The 20368-nt window shown below is 57.4% G+C and carries 12 protein-coding genes; 10 read left to right on the top strand and 2 right to left on the bottom strand.

The genetic code is table 11. The features are described from left to right. Positions 1–31: 31 nt before the first annotated feature. The 6 genes from asd (at position 32) to glgP (ending at position 10734) form a co-directional block, all read left to right on the top strand. Positions 32–1135 (top strand): aspartate-semialdehyde dehydrogenase, encoded by a 1104-nt coding sequence (gene asd / locus L3068_RS21650; protein ID WP_014885559.1) that lies wholly within the window; start codon positions 32–34, stop codon positions 1133–1135. Positions 1136–1365: 230 nt separating this feature from the next. Continuing rightward, positions 1366–3552 (top strand): 1,4-alpha-glucan branching enzyme, encoded by a 2187-nt coding sequence (glgB, locus tag L3068_RS21645; protein WP_014885558.1) that lies wholly within the window; start codon positions 1366–1368, stop codon positions 3550–3552. Then, positions 3549–5522: a glycogen debranching protein GlgX gene (gene glgX / locus L3068_RS21640; protein ID WP_088127372.1), complete on the top strand. Its 1974-nt coding sequence runs from the start codon at positions 3549–3551 to the stop codon at positions 5520–5522. The genes glgB and glgX overlap by 4 nt, the downstream gene beginning before the upstream one ends. 17 nt (positions 5523–5539) lie before the next feature. After that, the gene (glgC, locus tag L3068_RS21635; RefSeq protein WP_023337914.1) at positions 5540–6835 is read left to right on the top strand and encodes a glucose-1-phosphate adenylyltransferase; all 1296 of its coding nucleotides are present in this window, start codon (positions 5540–5542) and stop codon (positions 6833–6835) included. Beyond that, positions 6835–8268 carry a glycogen synthase GlgA gene (glgA, locus tag L3068_RS21630; protein ID WP_023331499.1) on the top strand — a complete coding sequence of 478 codons (1434 nt, stop codon included), beginning with the start codon at positions 6835–6837 and terminating at the stop codon, positions 8266–8268. Before glgC ends, glgA begins: the two co-directional genes overlap by 1 nt. 18 nt (positions 8269–8286) lie before the next feature. Next, complete coding sequence (gene glgP, locus L3068_RS21625) at positions 8287–10734, top strand: glycogen phosphorylase (RefSeq protein WP_014885554.1); 2448 nt, start codon at positions 8287–8289, stop codon at positions 10732–10734. An 86-nt stretch (positions 10735–10820) separates the two neighbouring features. Here the strand turns inward: glgP and glpD are convergent, their stop codons facing one another. After that, entirely contained in the window at positions 10821–12329 is a 1509-nt protein-coding gene (gene glpD / locus L3068_RS21620) for a glycerol-3-phosphate dehydrogenase (RefSeq protein ID WP_014885553.1), read from the bottom strand. Positions 12330–12615: 286 nt separating this feature from the next. On the opposite strand from glpD, the gene glpE reads away from it, so the two are divergent. The 3 genes from glpE to L3068_RS21605 are packed head-to-tail and all read left to right on the top strand — an operon-like array spanning position 12616 to position 14601. Next, positions 12616–12948 (top strand): thiosulfate sulfurtransferase GlpE, encoded by a 333-nt coding sequence (gene glpE, locus L3068_RS21615; protein WP_014885552.1) that lies wholly within the window; start codon positions 12616–12618, stop codon positions 12946–12948. Positions 12949–12995: 47 nt separating this feature from the next. Beyond that, on the top strand, positions 12996–13826 hold the full coding sequence (gene glpG / locus L3068_RS21610) for a rhomboid family intramembrane serine protease GlpG (RefSeq protein WP_014885551.1): 831 nt from the start codon (positions 12996–12998) through the stop codon (positions 13824–13826). A gap of 16 nt (positions 13827–13842) precedes the next feature. Then, positions 13843–14601, top strand: a complete 759-nt coding sequence (locus L3068_RS21605; RefSeq protein WP_014885550.1) for a DeoR/GlpR family transcriptional regulator — start codon at positions 13843–13845, stop codon at positions 14599–14601. Positions 14602–14683: 82 nt separating this feature from the next. Here L3068_RS21605 and malT read toward each other — a convergent pair whose 3' ends face one another. Next, positions 14684–17389: an HTH-type transcriptional regulator MalT gene (gene malT, locus L3068_RS21600; RefSeq protein WP_014885549.1), complete on the bottom strand. Its 2706-nt coding sequence runs from the start codon at positions 17387–17389 to the stop codon at positions 14684–14686. 584 nt (positions 17390–17973) lie between these two features. On the opposite strand from malT, the gene malP reads away from it, so the two are divergent. Continuing rightward, on the top strand, positions 17974–20367 hold the full coding sequence (gene malP, locus L3068_RS21595) for a maltodextrin phosphorylase (protein WP_117581790.1): 2394 nt from the start codon (positions 17974–17976) through the stop codon (positions 20365–20367). Position 20368 lies beyond the last annotated feature (1 nt).

Genomic DNA, 20368 nt, shown 5'->3' with positions numbered 1-20368 from the left:
CAGCACACACCCTCAGCAGGAAAAAAATGCTATGAAAAACGTTGGTTTCATCGGCTGGCGCGGTATGGTCGGCTCTGTACTCATGCAACGCATGGTTGAAGAGCGCGATTTCGACGCTATCCGCCCGGTCTTCTTCTCCACTTCCCAGCTCGGCCAGGCTGCACCGTCCTTTGGTGGAACCACAGGCACGTTGCAGGATGCATACGATCTGGAAGCGTTGAAGGCACTTGATATTATTGTGACCTGCCAGGGCGGCGATTATACCAACGAAATCTATCCAAAGCTGCGTGAAAGCGGCTGGCAGGGCTACTGGATTGACGCGGCCTCTTCGCTGCGCATGAAAGACGATGCCATCATTATTCTCGACCCGGTTAACCAGGGCGTGATCACCGATGGCCTGAACAACGGTGTGAAAACCTTTGTCGGTGGTAACTGCACCGTCAGCCTGATGCTGATGTCCCTTGGCGGCCTGTTTGCGCAGGATCTGGTTGAATGGGTTTCCGTGGCGACCTACCAGGCCGCGTCCGGCGGCGGCGCGCGTCATATGCGCGAGCTGCTGACCCAGATGGGCCAGCTGCACCACAGTGTCGCAACCGAGCTGGCAAACCCGGCATCCGCGATCCTCGATATCGAGCGTAAAGTCACCGATCTAACCCGCAGCGGCGTGCTGCCGGTGGATAACTTTGGCGTACCGCTGGCCGGTGGCCTGATCCCGTGGATCGACAAACAGCTGGATAACGGCCAGACTCGCGAAGAGTGGAAAGGTCAGGCTGAGACCAACAAAATCCTCAATACCGCGAACACCATTCCGGTTGACGGTCTGTGCGTGCGTATCGGCGCACTGCGCTGCCACAGCCAGGCCTTCACCATTAAACTGAAAAAAGATGTGTCTATTCCGACCGTGGAAGAGCTGCTGGCCGCGCACAACCCGTGGGCGAAAGTGGTACCAAACGATCGCGATATCACCATGCGTGAGCTGACCCCGGCTGCCGTCACCGGCACGCTGACCACGCCGGTTGGCCGTCTGCGTAAGCTAAACATGGGGCCGGAGTACCTCTCCGCGTTCACCGTCGGTGACCAGCTCCTGTGGGGCGCCGCCGAACCGCTGCGCCGCATGCTACGCCAGCTGGCGTAATAATTTGTTAATGACCGGGGGTGATTTTCACCCCCTTTTTTTGCGTACTACATGGAGTAACACGCGTATGTCTTATTTTTTATCAGGAGTCATGTAGAGCGTTGGCTATGCTTTAAGGAAGAGTCATTTCTTACCTGAGGTTAGGACGGGACTGAGTGGATGCCCGTCAGGTCACATTAAAGTCGTCCCAGGCGCTAAAAAAGGACGACATAAAAAACAGGATGAATACCATGTCCGATCGTGTGGATAGAGACGTGATTAATGCGCTTATTGCGGGTCATTTTGCAGACCCCTTTTCCGTGCTGGGGATGCACCGTACAGAGGCCGGGCTGGAAGTTCGGGCGTTGTTACCGGATGCGACCGAAGTGTGGGTCATCGAGCCCAAAACCGGCCGCAAGGTGGCCAATCTTGAATGCCTCGACTCGCGTGGCTTCTTCTCGGGCATCATGCCCCGTCGTAAAAACCCCTTTCGTTATCAACTCGCCGTTATCTGGCACGGCCAGCAAAACCTGATTGATGATCCTTACAGCTTCGGTCCGCTCTTAAAAGAGATGGACGCCTGGCTGCTGTCTGAAGGTACGCATCTGCGCCCTTATGAAACGCTGGGTGCTCATGCGGATACCATGGACGGCATCACCGGCACGCGTTTTGCGGTGTGGGCGCCTAACGCCCAGCGCGTCTCCGTTGTCGGGCAGTTTAACTACTGGGACGGTCGTCGCCATCCGATGCGCCTGCGCCGGGAGACGGGCATCTGGGAGCTGTTTATCCCGGGGGCGCATAACGGCCAGCTCTACAAATTCGAAATGATCGATGCTCACGGCAAGCTGCGAATTAAAGCCGACCCGTATGCCTTCGAGGCGCAGATGCGTCCGGACACGGCGTCGCTGATTTGCGGCCTGCCGGAGAAGGTGGTCCAGACGGAAGAGCGTAAACAGGCCAACCGCTTTGATGCGCCGATTTCCGTCTATGAAGTGCATCTCGGCTCCTGGCGCCGCCACACCGATAACAACTTCTGGCTGAGCTACCGGGAACTCGCCGACCAGCTGGTGCCGTACGCTAAATGGATGGGCTTTACCCACCTCGAACTGCTGCCGGTTAACGAGCACCCGTTCGACGGCAGCTGGGGCTACCAGCCAACCGGGCTGTATGCCCCAACACGCCGCTTCGGCACGCGCGATGACTTCCGCTATTTCATTAATGCCGCGCACGCCGCCGGGCTGAACGTGATCCTCGACTGGGTGCCTGGCCATTTCCCTTCTGATGACTTTGCGCTGGCAGAGTTTGACGGCACAAAACTGTACGAGCACAGCGACCCGCGCGAAGGCTATCACCAGGACTGGAACACGCTGATCTACAACTATGGTCGTCGTGAAGTCGCGAACTATCTGGTCGGCAATGCCCTGTACTGGATTGAGCGCTTCGGCATTGATGCCCTGCGCGTGGATGCGGTGGCGTCAATGATCTACCGCGACTACAGCCGCAAAGAGGGCGAGTGGATCCCGAACGAGTATGGCGGCCGCGAAAACCTGGAAGCGATTGAATTCCTGCGCAGCACTAACCGTATTATCGGTGAGCAGGTCGAGGGTGCGGTTACCATGGCGGAGGAGTCGACGGACTTTGCAGGCGTCTCCCGACCCCCGTCATCAGGCGGTCTGGGGTTCTGGTATAAGTGGAACCTGGGCTGGATGCACGACACGCTCGACTACATGAAGCTCGACCCGGTGTACCGTCAGTACCATCACGACAAGCTCACCTTCGGCTTGCTCTATAACTACACCGAAAACTTCATGCTGCCGCTGTCGCACGATGAAGTGGTGCACGGCAAAAAATCCATTCTCGACCGTATGCCGGGCGATGCGTGGCAGAAGTTTGCCAACCTGCGCGCCTACTACGGCTGGATGTTTGCCTTCCCGGGTAAAAAACTGCTGTTTATGGGCAATGAATTTGCCCAGGGGCGCGAGTGGAACCACGACTCCAGTCTCGACTGGCATTTGCTGGAAGGCGGCGACAACTGGCACCACGGCGTGCAGCGTCTGGTGCGTGACCTGAACCTGACCTATCGCCATCACAAAGCCCTCCACGAGCTGGATTTCGACCCCTACGGCTTCGAGTGGCTGGTAGTGGACGACCATGAGCGTTCGGTATTTGTCTTTGTGCGTCGTGATAAAGCCGGCAACGAAATCATCGTCGCCAGTAACTTCACGCCGGTACCGCGCGAACACTACCGCTTTGGCATTAACCAGCCGGGGAAATGGCGCGAAATTCTGAATACCGATTCCATGCACTACCACGGCAGCAACGCCGGTAACGGCGGGCTGGTGCAGAGCGACGCCATCGAAAGCCACGGGCGGCCAAACTCCCTGAGCCTGACGCTGCCGCCGCTTGGCACCATCTGGCTGATGCGGGAGGGTGAATGACGCAGCTTACGGCAGGTCATCCCGAACCGCTCGGCGCGCGTTTTGACGGTAAGGGCGTGAACTTCACGCTCTTTTCCGTTCACGCGGAGCGGGTGGAACTTTGTGTGTTTGACGGGGAAGGTAACGAGCACCGTTACGATTTACCGTCTCGCACAGGGGATATCTGGCACGGGTACCTGTCCGGCGGGCGTCCGGGGATGCATTACGGTTTTCGCGTACACGGTCCGTGGCAACCGGCTCAGGGGCACTGGTTTAACCCGGCGAAGCTGTTGATTGACCCGTGCGCGCACCGCGTCGATGGCGAGTTTAAAGACGACCCGCTGTTTCACGTCGGCTACGGTGAGCCCGACCACCGCGACAGCGCGCCGGTCGTGCCCAAAAGCGTGGTGGTGAACGACCTCTACGACTGGGAAGACGATGCTCCGCCGCGCACGCCGTGGGGCAACACCGTGATTTATGAAGCGCATGTCAAAGGGCTGACCTGGCTGCACCCGTCGATCCCCAACGCGATGCGCGGCACCTATCAGGCACTCGGCCATCCGACGATGATTGCCTATCTGAAACACCTCGGTATCACCGCGCTGGAACTGCTCCCCGTCGCCCATTTCGCCAATGAACCCCGCCTGCAGCGGCTGGGGCTGAGCAACTACTGGGGCTACAACCCGCTGGCGATGTTCGCCCTAGAACCCCGCTACGCCGCCCATCCGGAGACGGCGCGGGACGAGTTTCGTGATGCGGTGAAGGCGCTGCACGCGGCGGGCATTGAGGTCATTCTGGACGTGGTGCTGAACCACAGCGCTGAAAGCGATCTCGACGGCCCGACGCTCTCCATGCGCGGAATTGATAACCGTAGCTATTATTGGATCAGAGAGGATGGCGATTACGAGAACTGGACCGGCTGCGGTAACACCCTCAACCTCAGCCATCCGGCGGTCACGCATTTTGCTTATGAATGCCTGAAATACTGGGTTGAGACGTTCCACGTCGACGGTTTTCGTTTCGACCTGGCGCCCGTCATGGGACGCACGCCGGCATTCAGCCAGCAGGCTCCTCTGTTTGAGGCCATCAAAAATTGCCCGGTGCTCTCGCAGGTGAAACTGATCGCCGAGCCGTGGGACATCGGTGAGGGTGGCTATCAGGTGGGGAATTTCCCGCCACTGTTTGCCGAGTGGAACGACCATTATCGCGATGCCATGCGCCGCTTCTGGCTGGCGCGCGATCTGTCACTGGGGGAGTTCGCCGGGCGCTTTGCCGCCTCCAGCGATCTCTTCAGGCGCGACGGCAAACGGCCGTCGGCCACCATTAATCTGGTGACGGCGCACGACGGTTTTACGCTGCGCGACTGCGTTTGTTTCAATCAGAAACACAATGAAGCGAACGGCGAAGAGAATCGCGATGGGACTAACAATAACCATAGCTTTAATCATGGTATAGAAGGATTAGGCGGGAGCCTGGACGTGATTGAGCGGCGTCGCGCCAGCGTTCATGCGCTGCTGACGACGCTTTTGTTATCGCAGGGCACGCCGATGCTGCTGGCGGGCGATGAGCACGGCCACAGTCAGCACGGCAACAATAACGCCTATTGCCAGGACAATACCCTGACCTGGCTCGACTGGGGTGAGGCGAACAGTGGGCTGACCCATTTCACCGCAGCGCTGATCCACCTTCGCCAGCAGATCCCCGCGCTCACCGCCGATCGCTGGTGGGAAGAGGGCGACGGCAACGTTCGCTGGCTGAATAAAGACGCGCAACCGTTGAGTGCGCAAGAGTGGCAACACGGCATCACCTGTCTGCAAATCCTGCTGTCGGATAAGTGGCTGGTGACGCTGAACGCGACGGATGACGTCGCAGAGATTGTTTTACCTGACGGGGAATGGCGCGCTGTTCCCCCCTTTGCCGGAGCGGATAATCCGGTAGTAATGGCTGTCTGGCACGGGCCTGCGCACGGAGTGTGCGTATTCCAAAGATGATAAAAAAGGAGTTAGTCATGGTTAGATTAGAGAAGAACGATCCCTTAATGTTGGCACGCCAGCTACCATTAAAAACGGTTGCCCTGATACTTGCGGGCGGGCGTGGTACCCGTCTGAAAGATTTGACCATCAAGCGCGCCAAGCCGGCCGTTCACTTTGGTGGTAAGTTCCGCATCATCGACTTTGCGCTCTCCAACTGCCTGAACTCAGGCATTCGCCGTATTGGCGTCATTACGCAGTATCAGTCGCACACGCTGGTTCAGCATATTCAGCGCGGCTGGTCATTCTTCAGTGAAGAGATGAACGAGTTTGTCGATCTCCTTCCTGCTCAGCAACGTGTTCACGGCGAGAACTGGTATCGCGGGACGGCGGATGCGGTGACGCAGAACCTCGACATCATTCGTCGCTATAACGCGGAATACATTGTGATCCTCGCCGGGGATCACATCTACAAGCAAGATTACTCCCACATGCTCATCGACCACGTCGAAAAAGGCGCGCGCTGCACCGTGGCGTGTCTGCCGGTGCCCGTTGCCGAGGCGACGGCGTTTGGCGTGATGCACGTGGACGCCGACGATAAAATCATCGACTTCGTCGAAAAACCGGCGAACCCGCCAACCATGCCGGGCGATGACACTAAATCCCTCGCCAGCATGGGGATCTATGTCTTTGATGCAGATTATCTTTATGAGCTGCTGGAAGACGACGACAAAGACGAAAACTCCAGCCACGACTTCGGTAAAGACATCATCCCGAAAATCACCAAAGCTGGCATGGCGTATGCACATCCTTTCCCGCTGTCCTGCGTGCAGTCAGACCCGAATGCCGAGCCTTACTGGCGCGATGTGGGCACGCTGGAAGCGTACTGGAAAGCGAACCTCGATCTGGCCTCAGTCACGCCTGAGCTGGATATGTACGACCAGAACTGGCCGATTCGTACCCACATGGAATCCTTGCCGCCGGCCAAATTCGTGCAGGACCGCTCCGGCAGCCACGGTATGACGCTGAACTCGCTGGTCTCTGGCGGGTGCATTATCTCCGGTTCGGTGGTGGTGCAGTCCGTGCTGTTCCCGCGCGTGCGGATAAATTCATTCTGTAATATCGATTCGGCGGTCTTATTGCCGGATGTCTGGGTAGGGCGTTCGTGTCGTCTGCGTCGTTGCGTGATCGACCGCGCCTGCGTCATCCCTGAGGGGATGGTCATCGGTGAAAACGCGGAAGAAGACGCGCGTCGTTTCTACCGTTCGGAAGAGGGGATCGTGTTAGTCACACGGGAAATGTTGCGGAAGCTGCAGATCAAACAGGAGCGATGATGCAGGTTTTACACGTATGTTCTGAGATGTTCCCGTTGTTAAAAACGGGCGGTCTGGCGGATGTTCTTGGTGCATTACCGGCGGCACAAATCGCCGGAGGCGTGGATACCCGAGTCCTGCTGCCTGCCTTCCCGGATATCCGGCGCGGCATTCCTGATGCAAAGGTTGTGACCCGCCGTGAGACGTTTGCCGGACGCATCACCCTGCTGTTTGGACATTACAATGGCGTAGGGATTTACCTGATCGACGCGCCACACTTATACGACCGACCGGGCAGCCCGTATCACGATACGAACCTGTTCGCCTATACCGACAACGTGCTGCGCTTTGCGCTGCTCGGCTGGGTCGGGGCAGAAATGGCTACGGGGCTGGATCCGTTCTGGCGTCCGGATGTGGTGCACGCGCACGACTGGCATGCCGGGCTGGCTCCGGCGTATCTCGCCGCGCGCGGTCACCCGGCAAAATCGGTCTTTACGGTGCATAACCTCGCCTATCAGGGGATGTACTACGCGCATCATATGAATGACATCGATCTGCCATGGTCGTTCTATAACATGCACGGGCTGGAGTTTAAGGGGCAGATTTCGTTCCTGAAGGCGGGGCTGTACTACGCCGATCACATCACGGCGGTCAGCCCAACCTATGCGCGAGAAATCACCCAGCCGGAGTTTGGCTACGGCATGGAAGGGCTGCTGCAACAGCGCCATCGGGAAGGCCGCCTGTCGGGCATTCTGAACGGCGTGGATGAACAGATCTGGAGTCCGGAAACCGATCTCTTGCTGGCGGCACGCTATGGCCGCGATTCCGTGGAAGACAAAGCGGAAAACAAACGCCAGCTGCAGATTGCAATGGGGCTGAAGGTCAACGACAAAGTGCCGCTCTTCGCGGTGGTGAGCCGCCTGACCAGCCAGAAAGGGCTGGACCTGGTGCTGGAGGCGCTGCCCGGCTTGCTCGAGCAGGGCGGACAGCTGGCGCTGCTCGGCGCAGGCGACCCGGTGCTGCAGGAAGGTTTCCTCGCGGCGGCAGCGGAACACCCGGGGCAGGTGGGCGTGCAGATTGGTTACCACGAGGCATTTTCGCACCGCATTATGGGCGGCGCAGACGTCATTCTGGTGCCAAGCCGCTTCGAGCCCTGCGGCCTGACGCAGCTCTATGGCCTGAAATACGGCACCCTGCCGCTGGTACGCCGCACGGGCGGACTGGCGGATACGGTGTCCGATAGCTCACTGGAAAACCTGGCGGACGGTATCGCCAGCGGGTTTGTTTTTGAAGACAGTAATGCCTGGTCGCTGCTTCGGGCGATTCGGCGTGCTTTCGTCTTGTGGTCCCGTCCGTCGCTGTGGCGTTACGTACAACGTCAGGCGATGTCCATGGACTTTAGCTGGCACGTTGCGGCGCAGTCGTACCGCGATCTTTATCAACGCTTGATGTAACGAGGCGAAGTTACTGATATGAATGCTCCATTTAGCTACTCTTCACCCACGCTCAGCGTTGAGGCGTTAAAGCACTCCATCGCCTATAAGCTGATGTTCACCATCGGGAAAGATCCGGTCATCGCCAACAAACATGAGTGGCTGAACGCCACTCTGTTTGCGGTGCGCGACCGTTTAGTTGAACGCTGGCTGCGATCAAACCGCGCCCAGCTCTCGCAGGAAACGCGTCAGGTTTACTACCTGTCGATGGAATTTTTGATTGGCCGCACGCTCTCCAACGCGCTGCTGTCGCTCGGCATTTACGACGACGTTAAAACCGCCCTCGAAGAGATGGGGCTGGATTTAGAAGAGCTGATTGACGAAGAGAACGACCCGGGCCTCGGCAACGGCGGCCTGGGGCGTCTTGCCGCCTGCTTCCTCGACTCGCTGGCGACCCTGGCGCTGCCGGGACGCGGGTACGGCATTCGCTACGACTACGGCATGTTCAAGCAGAACATCGTCGACGGGCGTCAGAAAGAGTCGCCGGACTACTGGCTGGAGTACGGCAACCCGTGGGAGTTCAAGCGTCACAATACCCGCTACAAGGTGCGCTTTGGCGGGCGTATTCAGCAGGAAGGCAAAAAATCCCGCTGGGTGGAGACCGAAGAGATCCTGGCCGTGGCCTACGACCAGATCATCCCCGGCTATGACACCGATGCCACCAACACGCTGCGCCTGTGGAGCGCCCAGGCCAGTAGCGAGATTAACCTCGGTAAATTCAATCAGGGTGACTATTTCGCCGCGGTGGAAGATAAAAACCACTCTGAAAACGTATCCCGCGTCCTTTATCCGGATGACTCAACCTACTCCGGCCGCGAGCTGCGCCTGCGCCAGGAGTATTTCCTCGTCTCGGCGACGATTCAGGATATCCTCAGCCGCCATCACCAGCTGCACAAAACCTACGCCAATCTGGCGGAGAAAACCGCGATTCACCTCAACGACACGCACCCGGTGCTCTCTATTCCAGAGCTGATGCGCTTGCTTATCGACGAGCATAAGTTCAGCTGGGATGAGGCATTCGAAGTGACCTGCCAGGTGTTTTCGTACACCAACCACACGCTGATGAGCGAAGCGCTGGAAACCTGGCCGGTGGATATGCTCGGCAAAATCCTGCCGCGCCATCTGCAGATTATCTTCGAGATTAACGACTACTTCCTCAAGACGCTGCAGGAGCAGTACCCGAACGATACCGGCCTGCTGAGCCGGGCGTCGATCATTGATGAATCCAACGGTCGTCGCGTACGCATGGCCTGGCTGGCGGTAGTGATCAGCCACAAGGTAAACGGCGTGTCTGAGCTCCACTCAAACCTGATGGTGCAGTCGCTGTTTGCGGATTTCGCGAAGATCTTCCCGACGCGTTTCTGCAACGTGACCAACGGCGTCACGCCGCGTCGCTGGCTGGCGCTGGCGAACCAGCCGCTTTCTGACGTGCTGGATCAGAACATTGGCCGCACCTGGCGCACCGACCTGAGCCAGCTGAGCGAGCTGGAACAGCACATTGATTTCCCGACGGTGAACAAAGCCGTGCGCGAAGCCAAGCTGCTGAACAAAAAGCGTTTGTCGGTTTACCTTGCGCTGCATCTGAACGTGGTCGCCAACCCGAAAGCGTTGTTTGACGTGCAGATCAAACGTATTCACGAGTACAAGCGTCAGCTGATGAACGTGCTGCATGTGATTACCCACTACAACCGGATTAAGGCCGACCCGACGGCCGAGTGGGTGCCGCGCGTGAAAATCTTCGCCGGTAAAGCCGCTTCCGCCTATTACATGGCGAAGCACATTATCCATCTCATCAACGATGTGGCGAAGGTCGTCAACCTGGATCCGGATATTGGCGACAAGCTGAAGGTGGTGTTCATCCCGAACTACAGCGTAAGCCTGGCGCAGCTGATCATCCCGGCGGCGGATCTCTCTGAGCAGATTTCGACGGCGGGTACGGAAGCCTCCGGGACCAGTAACATGAAGTTTGCCCTCAACGGTGCGCTGACCATTGGCACCCTGGACGGGGCGAACGTTGAGATGCTGGAGCACGTAGGGGCTGAGAACATCTTTATCTTCGGGAACACCACGGAAGAAGTGGAGGCGCTGCGCAGAAAAGGCTACTCGCCGCGTGAGTTCTATGAAAAAGATGAAGAGTTACGTCAGGTACTGACGCAAATCGCGACCGGTGTATTCAGCCCGGACGAGCCGGGCCGCTATCGCGATCTGGTGGATTCGCTGATTAACTTTGGCGATCACTACCAGGTGCTGGCGGATTATCGCAGCTACGTGGACTGTCAGGATAAGGTGGACGAACTGTACCGTCAGCAGGAGAAGTGGACCAGTGCTGCGATGCATAACATCGCCAATATGGGGTATTTCTCGTCCGACAGGACCATCAAGGAGTATGCCGAGACGATCTGGCATATTGATCCGGTGAGGCTGTAAAAACATAGCCGGGTGGCGGCTTCGCCTTACCAGGCCTACTCGATCCCGTAGGCCCGGTAAGCGTAGCGCCACCGGGCTTTTTTACATCAAGACGCTAACGACAGCTCACGCTTTCCCGCATGCTGCTGCAGCCACTGCGCCACACGTGACTGCTGTTCGGCATTCAGCCACATCCCTTCTTTGGTACGGCGCCAGATGGCGTCGTCCAGGCGGCGAACCCACTCGTGCTCGACCAGGTAACGCAGCTCGGCTTCGTACAGCTCGTGACCGAAATGCTCGCCCAGATCCGCAATGTCCTTCGCATCACCGAGGAACAGCTCGGTATTGCTGCCGTAGGTGCGGGCGTAGTGGCGCGCCATGCCTTCGGTAATGAACGGGAAGCGACGGCGCAGCTTCGCGGCATAATCGTCGCGGTTGTCGCCGATATCACCGCCGGGCAATACCGCGCCTTTGGTCCATGCCGGGCCAATGCCCTTATAGTACGGGGCCAGTTTTTCCAGCGCGTGCTCCGCCAGCTTGCGGTAGGTGGTGAGCTTGCCGCCAAACACCGACAGCAGCGGCGCCTGGCCGTCTACGTCGTGAATATCGAGCGTATAGTCGCGGGTGATGGCCTGCGGTGAGTCAGACTCGTCATCGCACAGCGGACGCACGCCGGAGTAAGTCCAGACTACGTCATCGCGGGACAGCTGTTTCTTAAAGTGTGCGTTATACACTTTAAGGAGGTAGTTCACTTCGCTCTCGTCGATCTCAACGTTTTTCGGATCGCCTTTGTACTCCACGTCGGTGGTGCCGATGATCGAGAATTCGTCCATCCATGGGATCACAAACACGATGCGCTTATCTTCGTTCTGCAGAATGTACGCTTGTTTTTGCGTGTGTACGCGCGGCACCACAATATGGCTGCCCTTGATCAGGCGGATGCCGTACGGCGAAGGCAGATGCATGCCGTCGTCGAAGAACTGCTTCACCCACGGACCGGTGGCGTTCACCAGACCGCGCGCTTTCCAGCTGAATTTCTCGCCGGTATCAATGTCTTCTGCTTCGACGATCCACAGGCCGTTTTCACGACGCGCGGCGGTAGCGCGGGTACGGGTTTTCACCTCGCCACCTTTCTTCTCCACCATCTGCGCATTCGCCAGCACCAGACGTGCATCGTCCACCCAGCAGTCGGAATATTCGAAACCGCGCACGATTTCAGGCTTCAGGACCGATTCTGAGCCAAAACGCAAACCGTTCGAACCCGGCAGGCTGGTGCGTTTACCCAGATGATCGTACATAAACAGACCAATTCGTATCATCCATGCCGGACGCAGGTGCGGGCGATGGGGCAGACGGAAACGCATCGGGATCGCCAGATGCGGCGCCATTTTTAGCAGCACTTCGCGTTCGGCCAGCGCTTCACTGACCAGGCGGAATTCGTAGTGTTCCAGGTAGCGCAGGCCACCGTGGATCAGCTTGGAGCTGGCGGACGACGTCGCGCAGGCGAGATCGTTAGCTTCCAGCATCAGCACGGATAAACCGCGTCCTGCGGCATCGACCGCAATACCGGCACCGTTGATGCCACCGCCTATCACAATCAGATCTTTGGTTTCCATAACACCCTCATGCACTTTCGTTAAAGCTCAAAAATGTTCGATATCGCTCATAATAGCAAAGGAACGCGCTTTTGGTAACATCAAAAAAACAATTTAGAGTGATATGGATAACATAATGGCGTTTACCCGCCGCCAGGACGTACACTACGGGGTAAAATAGTGCGGTCTGATGCCCTCACCCCAGCCCTCTCCCACGGGGAGAGGGGGATCCGTTTCCCTCTCCCTCCGGGAGAGGGTAGGGTGAGGGGGAAAACCGCACCACACCTGAATATAAGATGAGAACACCATGGATCAGTTTGAATGTATTAACGTAGAAGAAGCCCATCAGAAGATGCACCAGGGAACGGCGGTGCTGGTGGATATCCGCGATCCGCAGAGTTTTGCGATGGGCCATACGCCGGGCGCGTTCCATCTCACCAATGACACGCTGGGCGCGTTTATGCGCGATAACGACTTCGATACGCCGGTGATGGTGATGTGTTACCACGGCAACAGCAGCAAAGGCGCGGCGCAGTATCTGCTTCAGCAGGGCTACGACGCGGTGTACAGCGTCGACGGCGGCTTCGATGCCTGGCATCGTCATTTCCCGGCAGAAGTGGAATACGCCTTTGAGCGCTAATCCCGCTATACTGTTCCCTTTTGTGTGGAAATAAGCGACCGCTGCCCATGTTGATGATCACCTCTTTTACCAATCCGCGCGTCGCCCAGGCGTTTGTCGACTATATGGCAACGCAGGGCGTTATTCTGACCATTCAGCAACATACGCAGACCGATGTCTGGCTGGCCGATGAGAGCCAGGCCGGGCGGGTAAACGAGGAGCTGGCGCGTTTTCTTGAGAATCCTGGCGACCCGCGCTATCTGGCGGCAAGCTGGCAATCCGGCCAGACGGGCAGCGGATTGCATTACAGTCGTTTCCCTTTTCTTGCCACTATTCGCGAGCGCGCAGGGCCGTTTACGCTGCTGCTGATGGCCGCCTGTATTATCGTCTTCATTATCATGAACGTGGTGGGCGACCAGAGCGTGATGATCGCCCTGGCGTGGCCGTATGACCCCTCTCTGGAGTTTGACGTCTGGCGCTACTTCACTCATGCGCTGATGCACTTCTCAGTGATGCATATTCTCTTCAACCTGCTGTGGTGGTGGTATCTCGGCGGGATTGTCGAGAAGCGACTCGGCAGCGGTAAGCTGATCGTAATCACCGTGATTAGCGCCCTGTTGAGCGGCTACGTGCAGCATAAATTCAGCGGCCCGTGGTTCGGTGGGCTGTCGGGCGTCGTCTACGCCCTGATGGGCTATGTCTGGCTTCGCGGAGAGCGCGACCCGGAAAGCGGCATCTATTTACAACGCGGATTAATAGCCTTTGCGTTAATATGGCTAATTGCCGGATGGTTTGATCTGTTTGGTATGTCTATCGCCAATGGTGCGCACGTCACTGGCCTGGCGGTCGGGCTGGCAATGGCGCTTGCCGACACGCTCCATGCGCGAAAACGAACATAATTCTCAGGGATAATTGATGAAACAAACACAACGTCATGACGCCATTATCGAACTGGTCAAAAAACAGGGATACGTCAGCACCGAAGAGCTGGTCGAGCAGTTTGCCGTCAGCCCGCAAACGATCCGTCGTGACCTTAACGATCTGGCCGATCAGAACCGTATTTTGCGCCACCACGGCGGTGCGGCGCTGCCGTCCAGCTCGGTCAACACCTCCTGGCATGACCGTAAAGCCACGCAGACGGCGGAAAAAGAACGCATAGCCCGTAAAGTGGCGAGCCAAATCCCAAACGGGGCGACGCTGTTTATTGACATCGGCACCACGCCGGAAGCGGTTGCTCACGCGCTGCTGGATCACGAGAACCTGCGCGTGGTCACTAACAACCTGAACGTCGCCAACACTCTGATGCAGAAAGACGATTTCCGGATCATCCTCGCCGGTGGTGAACTGCGCAGCCGCGACGGGGGCATTATCGGTGAAGCGACGCTCGACTTTATCTCTCAGTTCCGCCTCGACTTCGGCATTCTGGGGATCAGCGGTATCGACAGCGACGGCTCGCTGCTGGAGTTTGATTACCACGAGGTGCGCACCAAGCGCGCGATTATTGAAAATTCACGCCACGTGATGCTGGTGGTGGACCATTCGAAGTTTGGCCGTAACGCGATGGTGAACATGGGCAGCATCAGCATTGTGGATGCGGTCTACACCGACGCGATGCCGCCAGCGGGCGTGATGCAGGTGATTAAAGATAATAATTTACAGCTGGAATTGTGCTAGGAATTGTGTCGGGTGGCGCTGCGCTTACCCGGCCTACAAAACCCCGTAGGCCCGCGCAAGCGTAGCGCCGCCGGGCAAGGAATCACACGCCATACCCCATCATCTTCAATAGCTGCTGCGCATGCTGTACCGCATCCTGACGATGCGCCACACCCAGCTTCTGATACAGATTACGAATGTGCGTTTTGATGGTGGTCGCCGCCACCGCCAGCTCACCGGCAATCTGCTCGTTGCTGTAGCCGGAATAGATCAGCCCCAGCACCTGCCATTCCCGCTGGGTGAGCGGGCTGGTGCGAATAAGCTCCGGCACTTCCGGATGGTTTAGCAGACGTTCAACGAAGTTCTCATCAAAATGCGCAAATTTGTGGCGATGATGCTGATTAATCTCGCGCAGAATACGCTGAGCACGATGCTGATCCAGCTCCGGCAGGGTATTCAGCTGAATCAGCTGGCGCAGCTGTTGCGCCATCACTTCACCTTCAATCACAAAGTGGCTGATAAACCCGGTACGGTTCGCCAGCTGCAGCGCTTCCAGCAGCACGCGCTGGGCGTCATTTTTGCGTCCCGCCTGCCAGTAAAGCTGGTTAAGCAGCAGCAGGTTGCGGTTCAGATCGCTCATCAGGCGCAGGCTACGGGCGTTTTCGTTTAACTCTTCCAGTACGATCTCGGCAGGCTCGAAGTCACCCAGCAGGATCTGCACGCGGGCGATGTTGCGCCACTGGCTTTGCAGGAAGTGGTTATTGGCAAACTCTGGTTTTGGCGTATGACGCAGCCAGTTGGCGGCGGATTTTTTATCCCCCGTCATCTGCCAGTAAATCACCCGGACCTTATCGGCGTTTGACACCCAGTCGCTGTGGTACTGGCCGTTGCCGAGCAGGTTTTCCAGACGGTTAAGGTGATTGCGGGCGTTATCAAGATCGCCGCGCGCCAGCGAGCACTGCACCAGCAGCGCCAGGCACTGCAGCTGCTGCTGCGGCTGGAAGCCAGAGAGCACGTTCACACCCTGACGGGCGCAGCTTTCTGCTTCATCGAGGCGTGACCATGCCCATAGCAGCTGAGCGCGAATGCGCAACAGGAACTCGTGCATCGGCAGCTGTTCCAGATGCTGTTCACGAATCAGCTGGAACGCTTTTTCCTGATTTTCCCAGGCAGCCTGCAGGAACCCCTGAGCGAATAAAATTTCACTTTGCTGAATCAGACTCCACAGGGCGTAGTGCCACACATCATGGCGGCGCGCCATCTGCTCGGTTTGCTGCATCAGGGAAAGGGAGCGCGTCAGCTCGCCCTTGCAGTGCAGTACTTCCCCGTGTACCGAGGTCGCCACGATGCGGCTGTAGAAATTAGCCAGCGGCAGTTCATCCAGCGCGACCATCGCCAGCCGTTCCGCTTCATCCGGGTCGCCGTCGTTAATTGCGACCTGCGCCCGCAGGGCGTTAAATTCGCCGTGCAGGGTGGTATCCATTTCACTTTCCATCTCCTGCTCGGCACGCGCCAGCAGGGTATTGACCTCACTGTAGCGGTGCTGGCTTTGCATCAGCCAGGCCTGCAGCAGAACCAGACGCGGGTTCTCCAGCAGGCTCTCCCACGGCAGGGCTTTCAGCGACTCTTCCAGCAGCGTCAGTTCGCTGTGGTTAAACAGCCCCCACGCGTGGTTGAGCAGAATATCGCGCAGCATACTGGCGTCACCGGCAGCCAGCGCGTGGTGAATGGCCTCGCTCGGGAAGCCTTGCGCCATCCAGCTTTCAGCGGCGGCGCGATGGATTTCCGGCAGTTCTGTGGCAAGCTCCCACTGACAGCGCTGGCGCAGGAAGCTACCAAACAAGGGATGGTAGCTGAACCACTCGCCGGGATCGTCCATGCGTGTCAGGAACAGGCCCTGACGTTCAATCTCCTCCAGTTGTAACTGGCCGTTTTCACAGCCGGTAACGCGCACGATCAGCGCGTCGTTCATCGAACGCAGCAGGGAGCTTTTCAGCAGGAAATGACGGGTTGAAGGATCAACGCTGTCCAGCACCTCGTCCACCAGATAATCAGAGAGATGGCTGGCGTTGATACCGGCCAGACGCCGTGCCGACTGGTGTGTCGGGCTGTTGTTTTGCCGCGCAGAGAGGGCAATCAGCTGCAACGCCGTGGCCCAGCCCGCGACGTCATCGCACAGGCGGCTGCTTTCAGCGGCCTCAATCGGCGAGGTCAGGCGACAGTCGAAGAACTGTTTCGCTTCCTGATGGGTAAAGGCCAACTGCTGGCTGCCAATCTCCAGCAGCTGATCGCGCACGCGCAGGTTGGCAATGCCCAGCTGCGGCAGGTTGCGCGACAGCACCACCAGGGTCAGGTTTTCCGGTTGATGGCGCAGGAAGAAACGCATCGACTCGTGGATAACCGGATTTGAAATCAGATGATAATCATCAATCACCACATAAAGCGGACGATGCCATTCAGCCAGTTCAATGAACAGCTGAGAGAAAAGGGAGGACAGGCTGGCGTACTGGCGCTTTTGCACCATCACCTCACTGGCGACGCAGTGTCCATTCGTGGCCTGTTGAATGGCAGCAATCAGATAGCTGGCAAAACGCTCTTGCTGGTTATCGCCCTCATCAAGGGAGTACCAGCCAAGATCGCTCTTACCTGCGGCCCATTGCGAAATGAGCGTTGTTTTTCCATAACCTGCAGGGCTCGTAACCAGCGCCAGTCGGAAATTATGCGCGCCGGAAAGTTTAGCCAGCAGACGCTCGCGGACCACTGTATGGTCGAGACGAACCGGGCGACTTAATTTAGACGGAATCAACATAGGTTTCACTTCACTGTGGGGAACGAGAGATTTTATTTTTTTGCGCTTCGTAATTAATAGCTATAAGGTCGGACAGATAGAGAACTATTGCAAGTTATGTCTGGATTTGGTGGCTCTGAATTTGCACTCTGTCACAAAACATTCAGGCAGATGATGGAACTTTCCTGAAAGGGCTGTGACGCCGCGCCAGTGCTGGCTTGTATGGTTCTCTTGCGGTTATGCTGAAACTGGTTTCAGAAAGGGATAGTGACGCCAAATTTAATAAAGTCCGGGTAAAGTTCAGTGAGCTTAATAATCTCCTTAGATATGACCCAATTGCAGAAATATTATTCTACGTAAGTAATCATTTCAGCGCGGATTAATTTCGTCCGAAACTGCATTTCATTTCTTTGACATTCTTCCCGGTGACGTTTTCCTCTTCCGGGCACACTCAGGCTATGCTCTGAGAGTGGCCTCGATCACACTTTTATGCTCATCCCCGCTACTCCTCCCTGTCTAATCCCCCACAGGATGAGGAAGAGGTGAAATGAGCCAGGCACACTAGCGCCAACTTGTGTTTTCTTTCTAAAGGATGCCGATCCCCTATGTCACAGCCTACCTTCAACAAAGCTCAATTCCAGGCTGCCCTGACGCGTCAGTGGCAGCGTTTTGGCCTTCATGCTGCAAACGAGATGACGCCTCACCAGTGGTGGCAGGCGGTGAGCGGGGCGCTCGCAGAGCAGCTGGATGCTCAACCCGTGGCGAAGCCCGTCAAAGGCCAGCGTCACGTCAACTATATCTCGATGGAATTCCTGATTGGCCGCCTGACGGGCAACAATCTGCTGAACCTTGGCTGGTATCAGGAGGTGGGTGATGTGCTGAAAGCGCACGACATCAACCTGACTGACCTGCTGGAAGAAGAGATTGACCCAGCTCTCGGTAACGGTGGTCTGGGTCGCCTGGCGGCCTGCTTCCTTGACTCCATGGCAACGGTTGGCCAGTCCGCCATTGGCTATGGCCTCAACTATCAGTATGGCCTGTTCCGTCAGTCGTTCGCTGATGGTCACCAGATGGAAGCGCCAGATGACTGGCACCGCAATACCTACCCGTGGTTCCGCCACAATGCGCAGCTGGACGTGCAGGTCGGCATCGGTGGGAAAGTCACAAAGCAAGGCCTCTGGGAACCGGCTTTCACCATCACCGGTGAAGCCTGGGATCTGCCGGTGCTTGGCTACCGTAACGGCGTGGCGCAGCCGCTGCGCCTGTGGCAGGCGAAGCACGCTCATCCGTTCAACCTGACCAAATTCAACGACGGCGATTTCCTGCGTGCCGAGCAGCAGGGTATCGACGCCGAGAAGCTGACCAAAGTCCTCTACCCGAACGACAACCATCTGGCGGGTAAAAAACTGCGTCTGATGCAGCAGTATTTCCAGTGCGCCTGCTCCGTGGCGGACATTCTGCGCCGTCATCACCTGGCGGGCCGCAAGCTGGCACAGCTGCCGGACTTCGAAGTGATTCAGCTCAACGACACGCACCCGACCATCGCCATTCCTGAACTGCTGCGCGTGCTGATCGACGAGCATCAGCTGAGCTGGGATGACGCCTGGGCGATTACCAGCCGCACCTTCGCCTACACCAACCACACCCTGATGCCGGAAGCGCTGGAGTGCTGGGATGAGAAGCTGGTGAAAGCGCTGCTGCCGCGCCATATGCAGATCATCAACAAGATTAACGATCGGTTTAAAACCCTGGTGGATAAAACCTGGCCAGGCAATAAAGCGGTCTGGGCGAAGCTGGCAGTGGTTCACGATAAGCAGGTTCGCATGGCGAACATGTGCGTGGTGAGCGGCTTTGCGGTGAACGGCGTAGCGGCCCTGCACTCGGATCTGGTGGTTAAAGATCTGTTCCCGGAATATCACCAGCTGTGGCCGACCAAATTCCACAACGTGACCAACGGCATCACGCCGCGTCGCTGGATCAAGCAGTGCAACCCGCTGCTGGCCGATCTGCTGGATAAGACCCTGAAGAAAGAGTGGGCCAACGATCTGGACCAGCTCATCAACCTGGAAAAATACGCGGATGACGCGAAGTTCCGCGAGCAGTACCGTGCCATCAAGCTGGAGAACAAAGTTCGTCTGGCGGCGTTTGTGAAAGCGCGCACAGGGATTGAGATCAACCCGAATGCCATTTTCGATATCCAGATCAAGCGCCTGCATGAGTACAAACGTCAGCACCTTAACCTGCTGCACATCCTGGCGCTGTATAAAGAGATCCGCGAGAACCCGCAGGCCGACCGCGTGCCGCGCGTGTTCCTGTTCGGTGCGAAAGCGGCACCGGGCTACTACCTGGCGAAAAATATCATCCTCGCCATTAATAAAGTGGCGGCGGCGATCAACAACGATCCGAAGGTGGGCGACAAGCTGAAGGTGGTGTTCCTGCCGGATTACTGCGTCTCGGCGGCTGAAATGCTGATCCCGGCGGCGGATATTTCCGAGCAGATCTCGACCGCAGGGAAAGAGGCCTCCGGCACCGGTAACATGAAGCTGGCGCTGAACGGTGCGCTGACCGTTGGCACGCTGGACGGTGCGAACGTCGAAATCGCTGAGCAGGTCGGTGAAGAGAATATCTTCATCTTCGGTCATACCGTGGAAGAGGTGAAAGCCATCAAGGCCAAAGGCTACGACCCGGTGAAATGGCGTAAGAAAGACAAAGTGCTGGATGCGGTGCTGAAAGAGCTGGAGAGCGGTAAATACAGCGACGGTGACAAGCACGCGTTTGACCAGATGCTGCACAGCATGGACAAGCATGGCGGTGACCCGTATCTGGTGATGGCCGATTTCACCGCCTATGTGGACGCGCAAAAGCAGGTCGACGTGCTGTATCGCGACCAGGACGTGTGGATCCGGGCATGCATTCTGAACACGGCGCGCTGCGGTATGTTCAGCTCTGACCGCTCAATCCGTGATTATCAGGCTCGTATCTGGCAGGCAAAACGCTAAG

Origin of the sequence: Enterobacter cloacae complex sp. ECL414 (assembly GCF_021869685.1) — a bacterium.
In the GTDB taxonomy this organism is placed as follows: domain Bacteria; phylum Pseudomonadota; class Gammaproteobacteria; order Enterobacterales; family Enterobacteriaceae; genus Enterobacter; species Enterobacter kobei.
The sequence above is the reverse complement of the archived record's forward strand: the minus strand, read 5'-3'. Positions and strand labels throughout refer to the sequence as shown.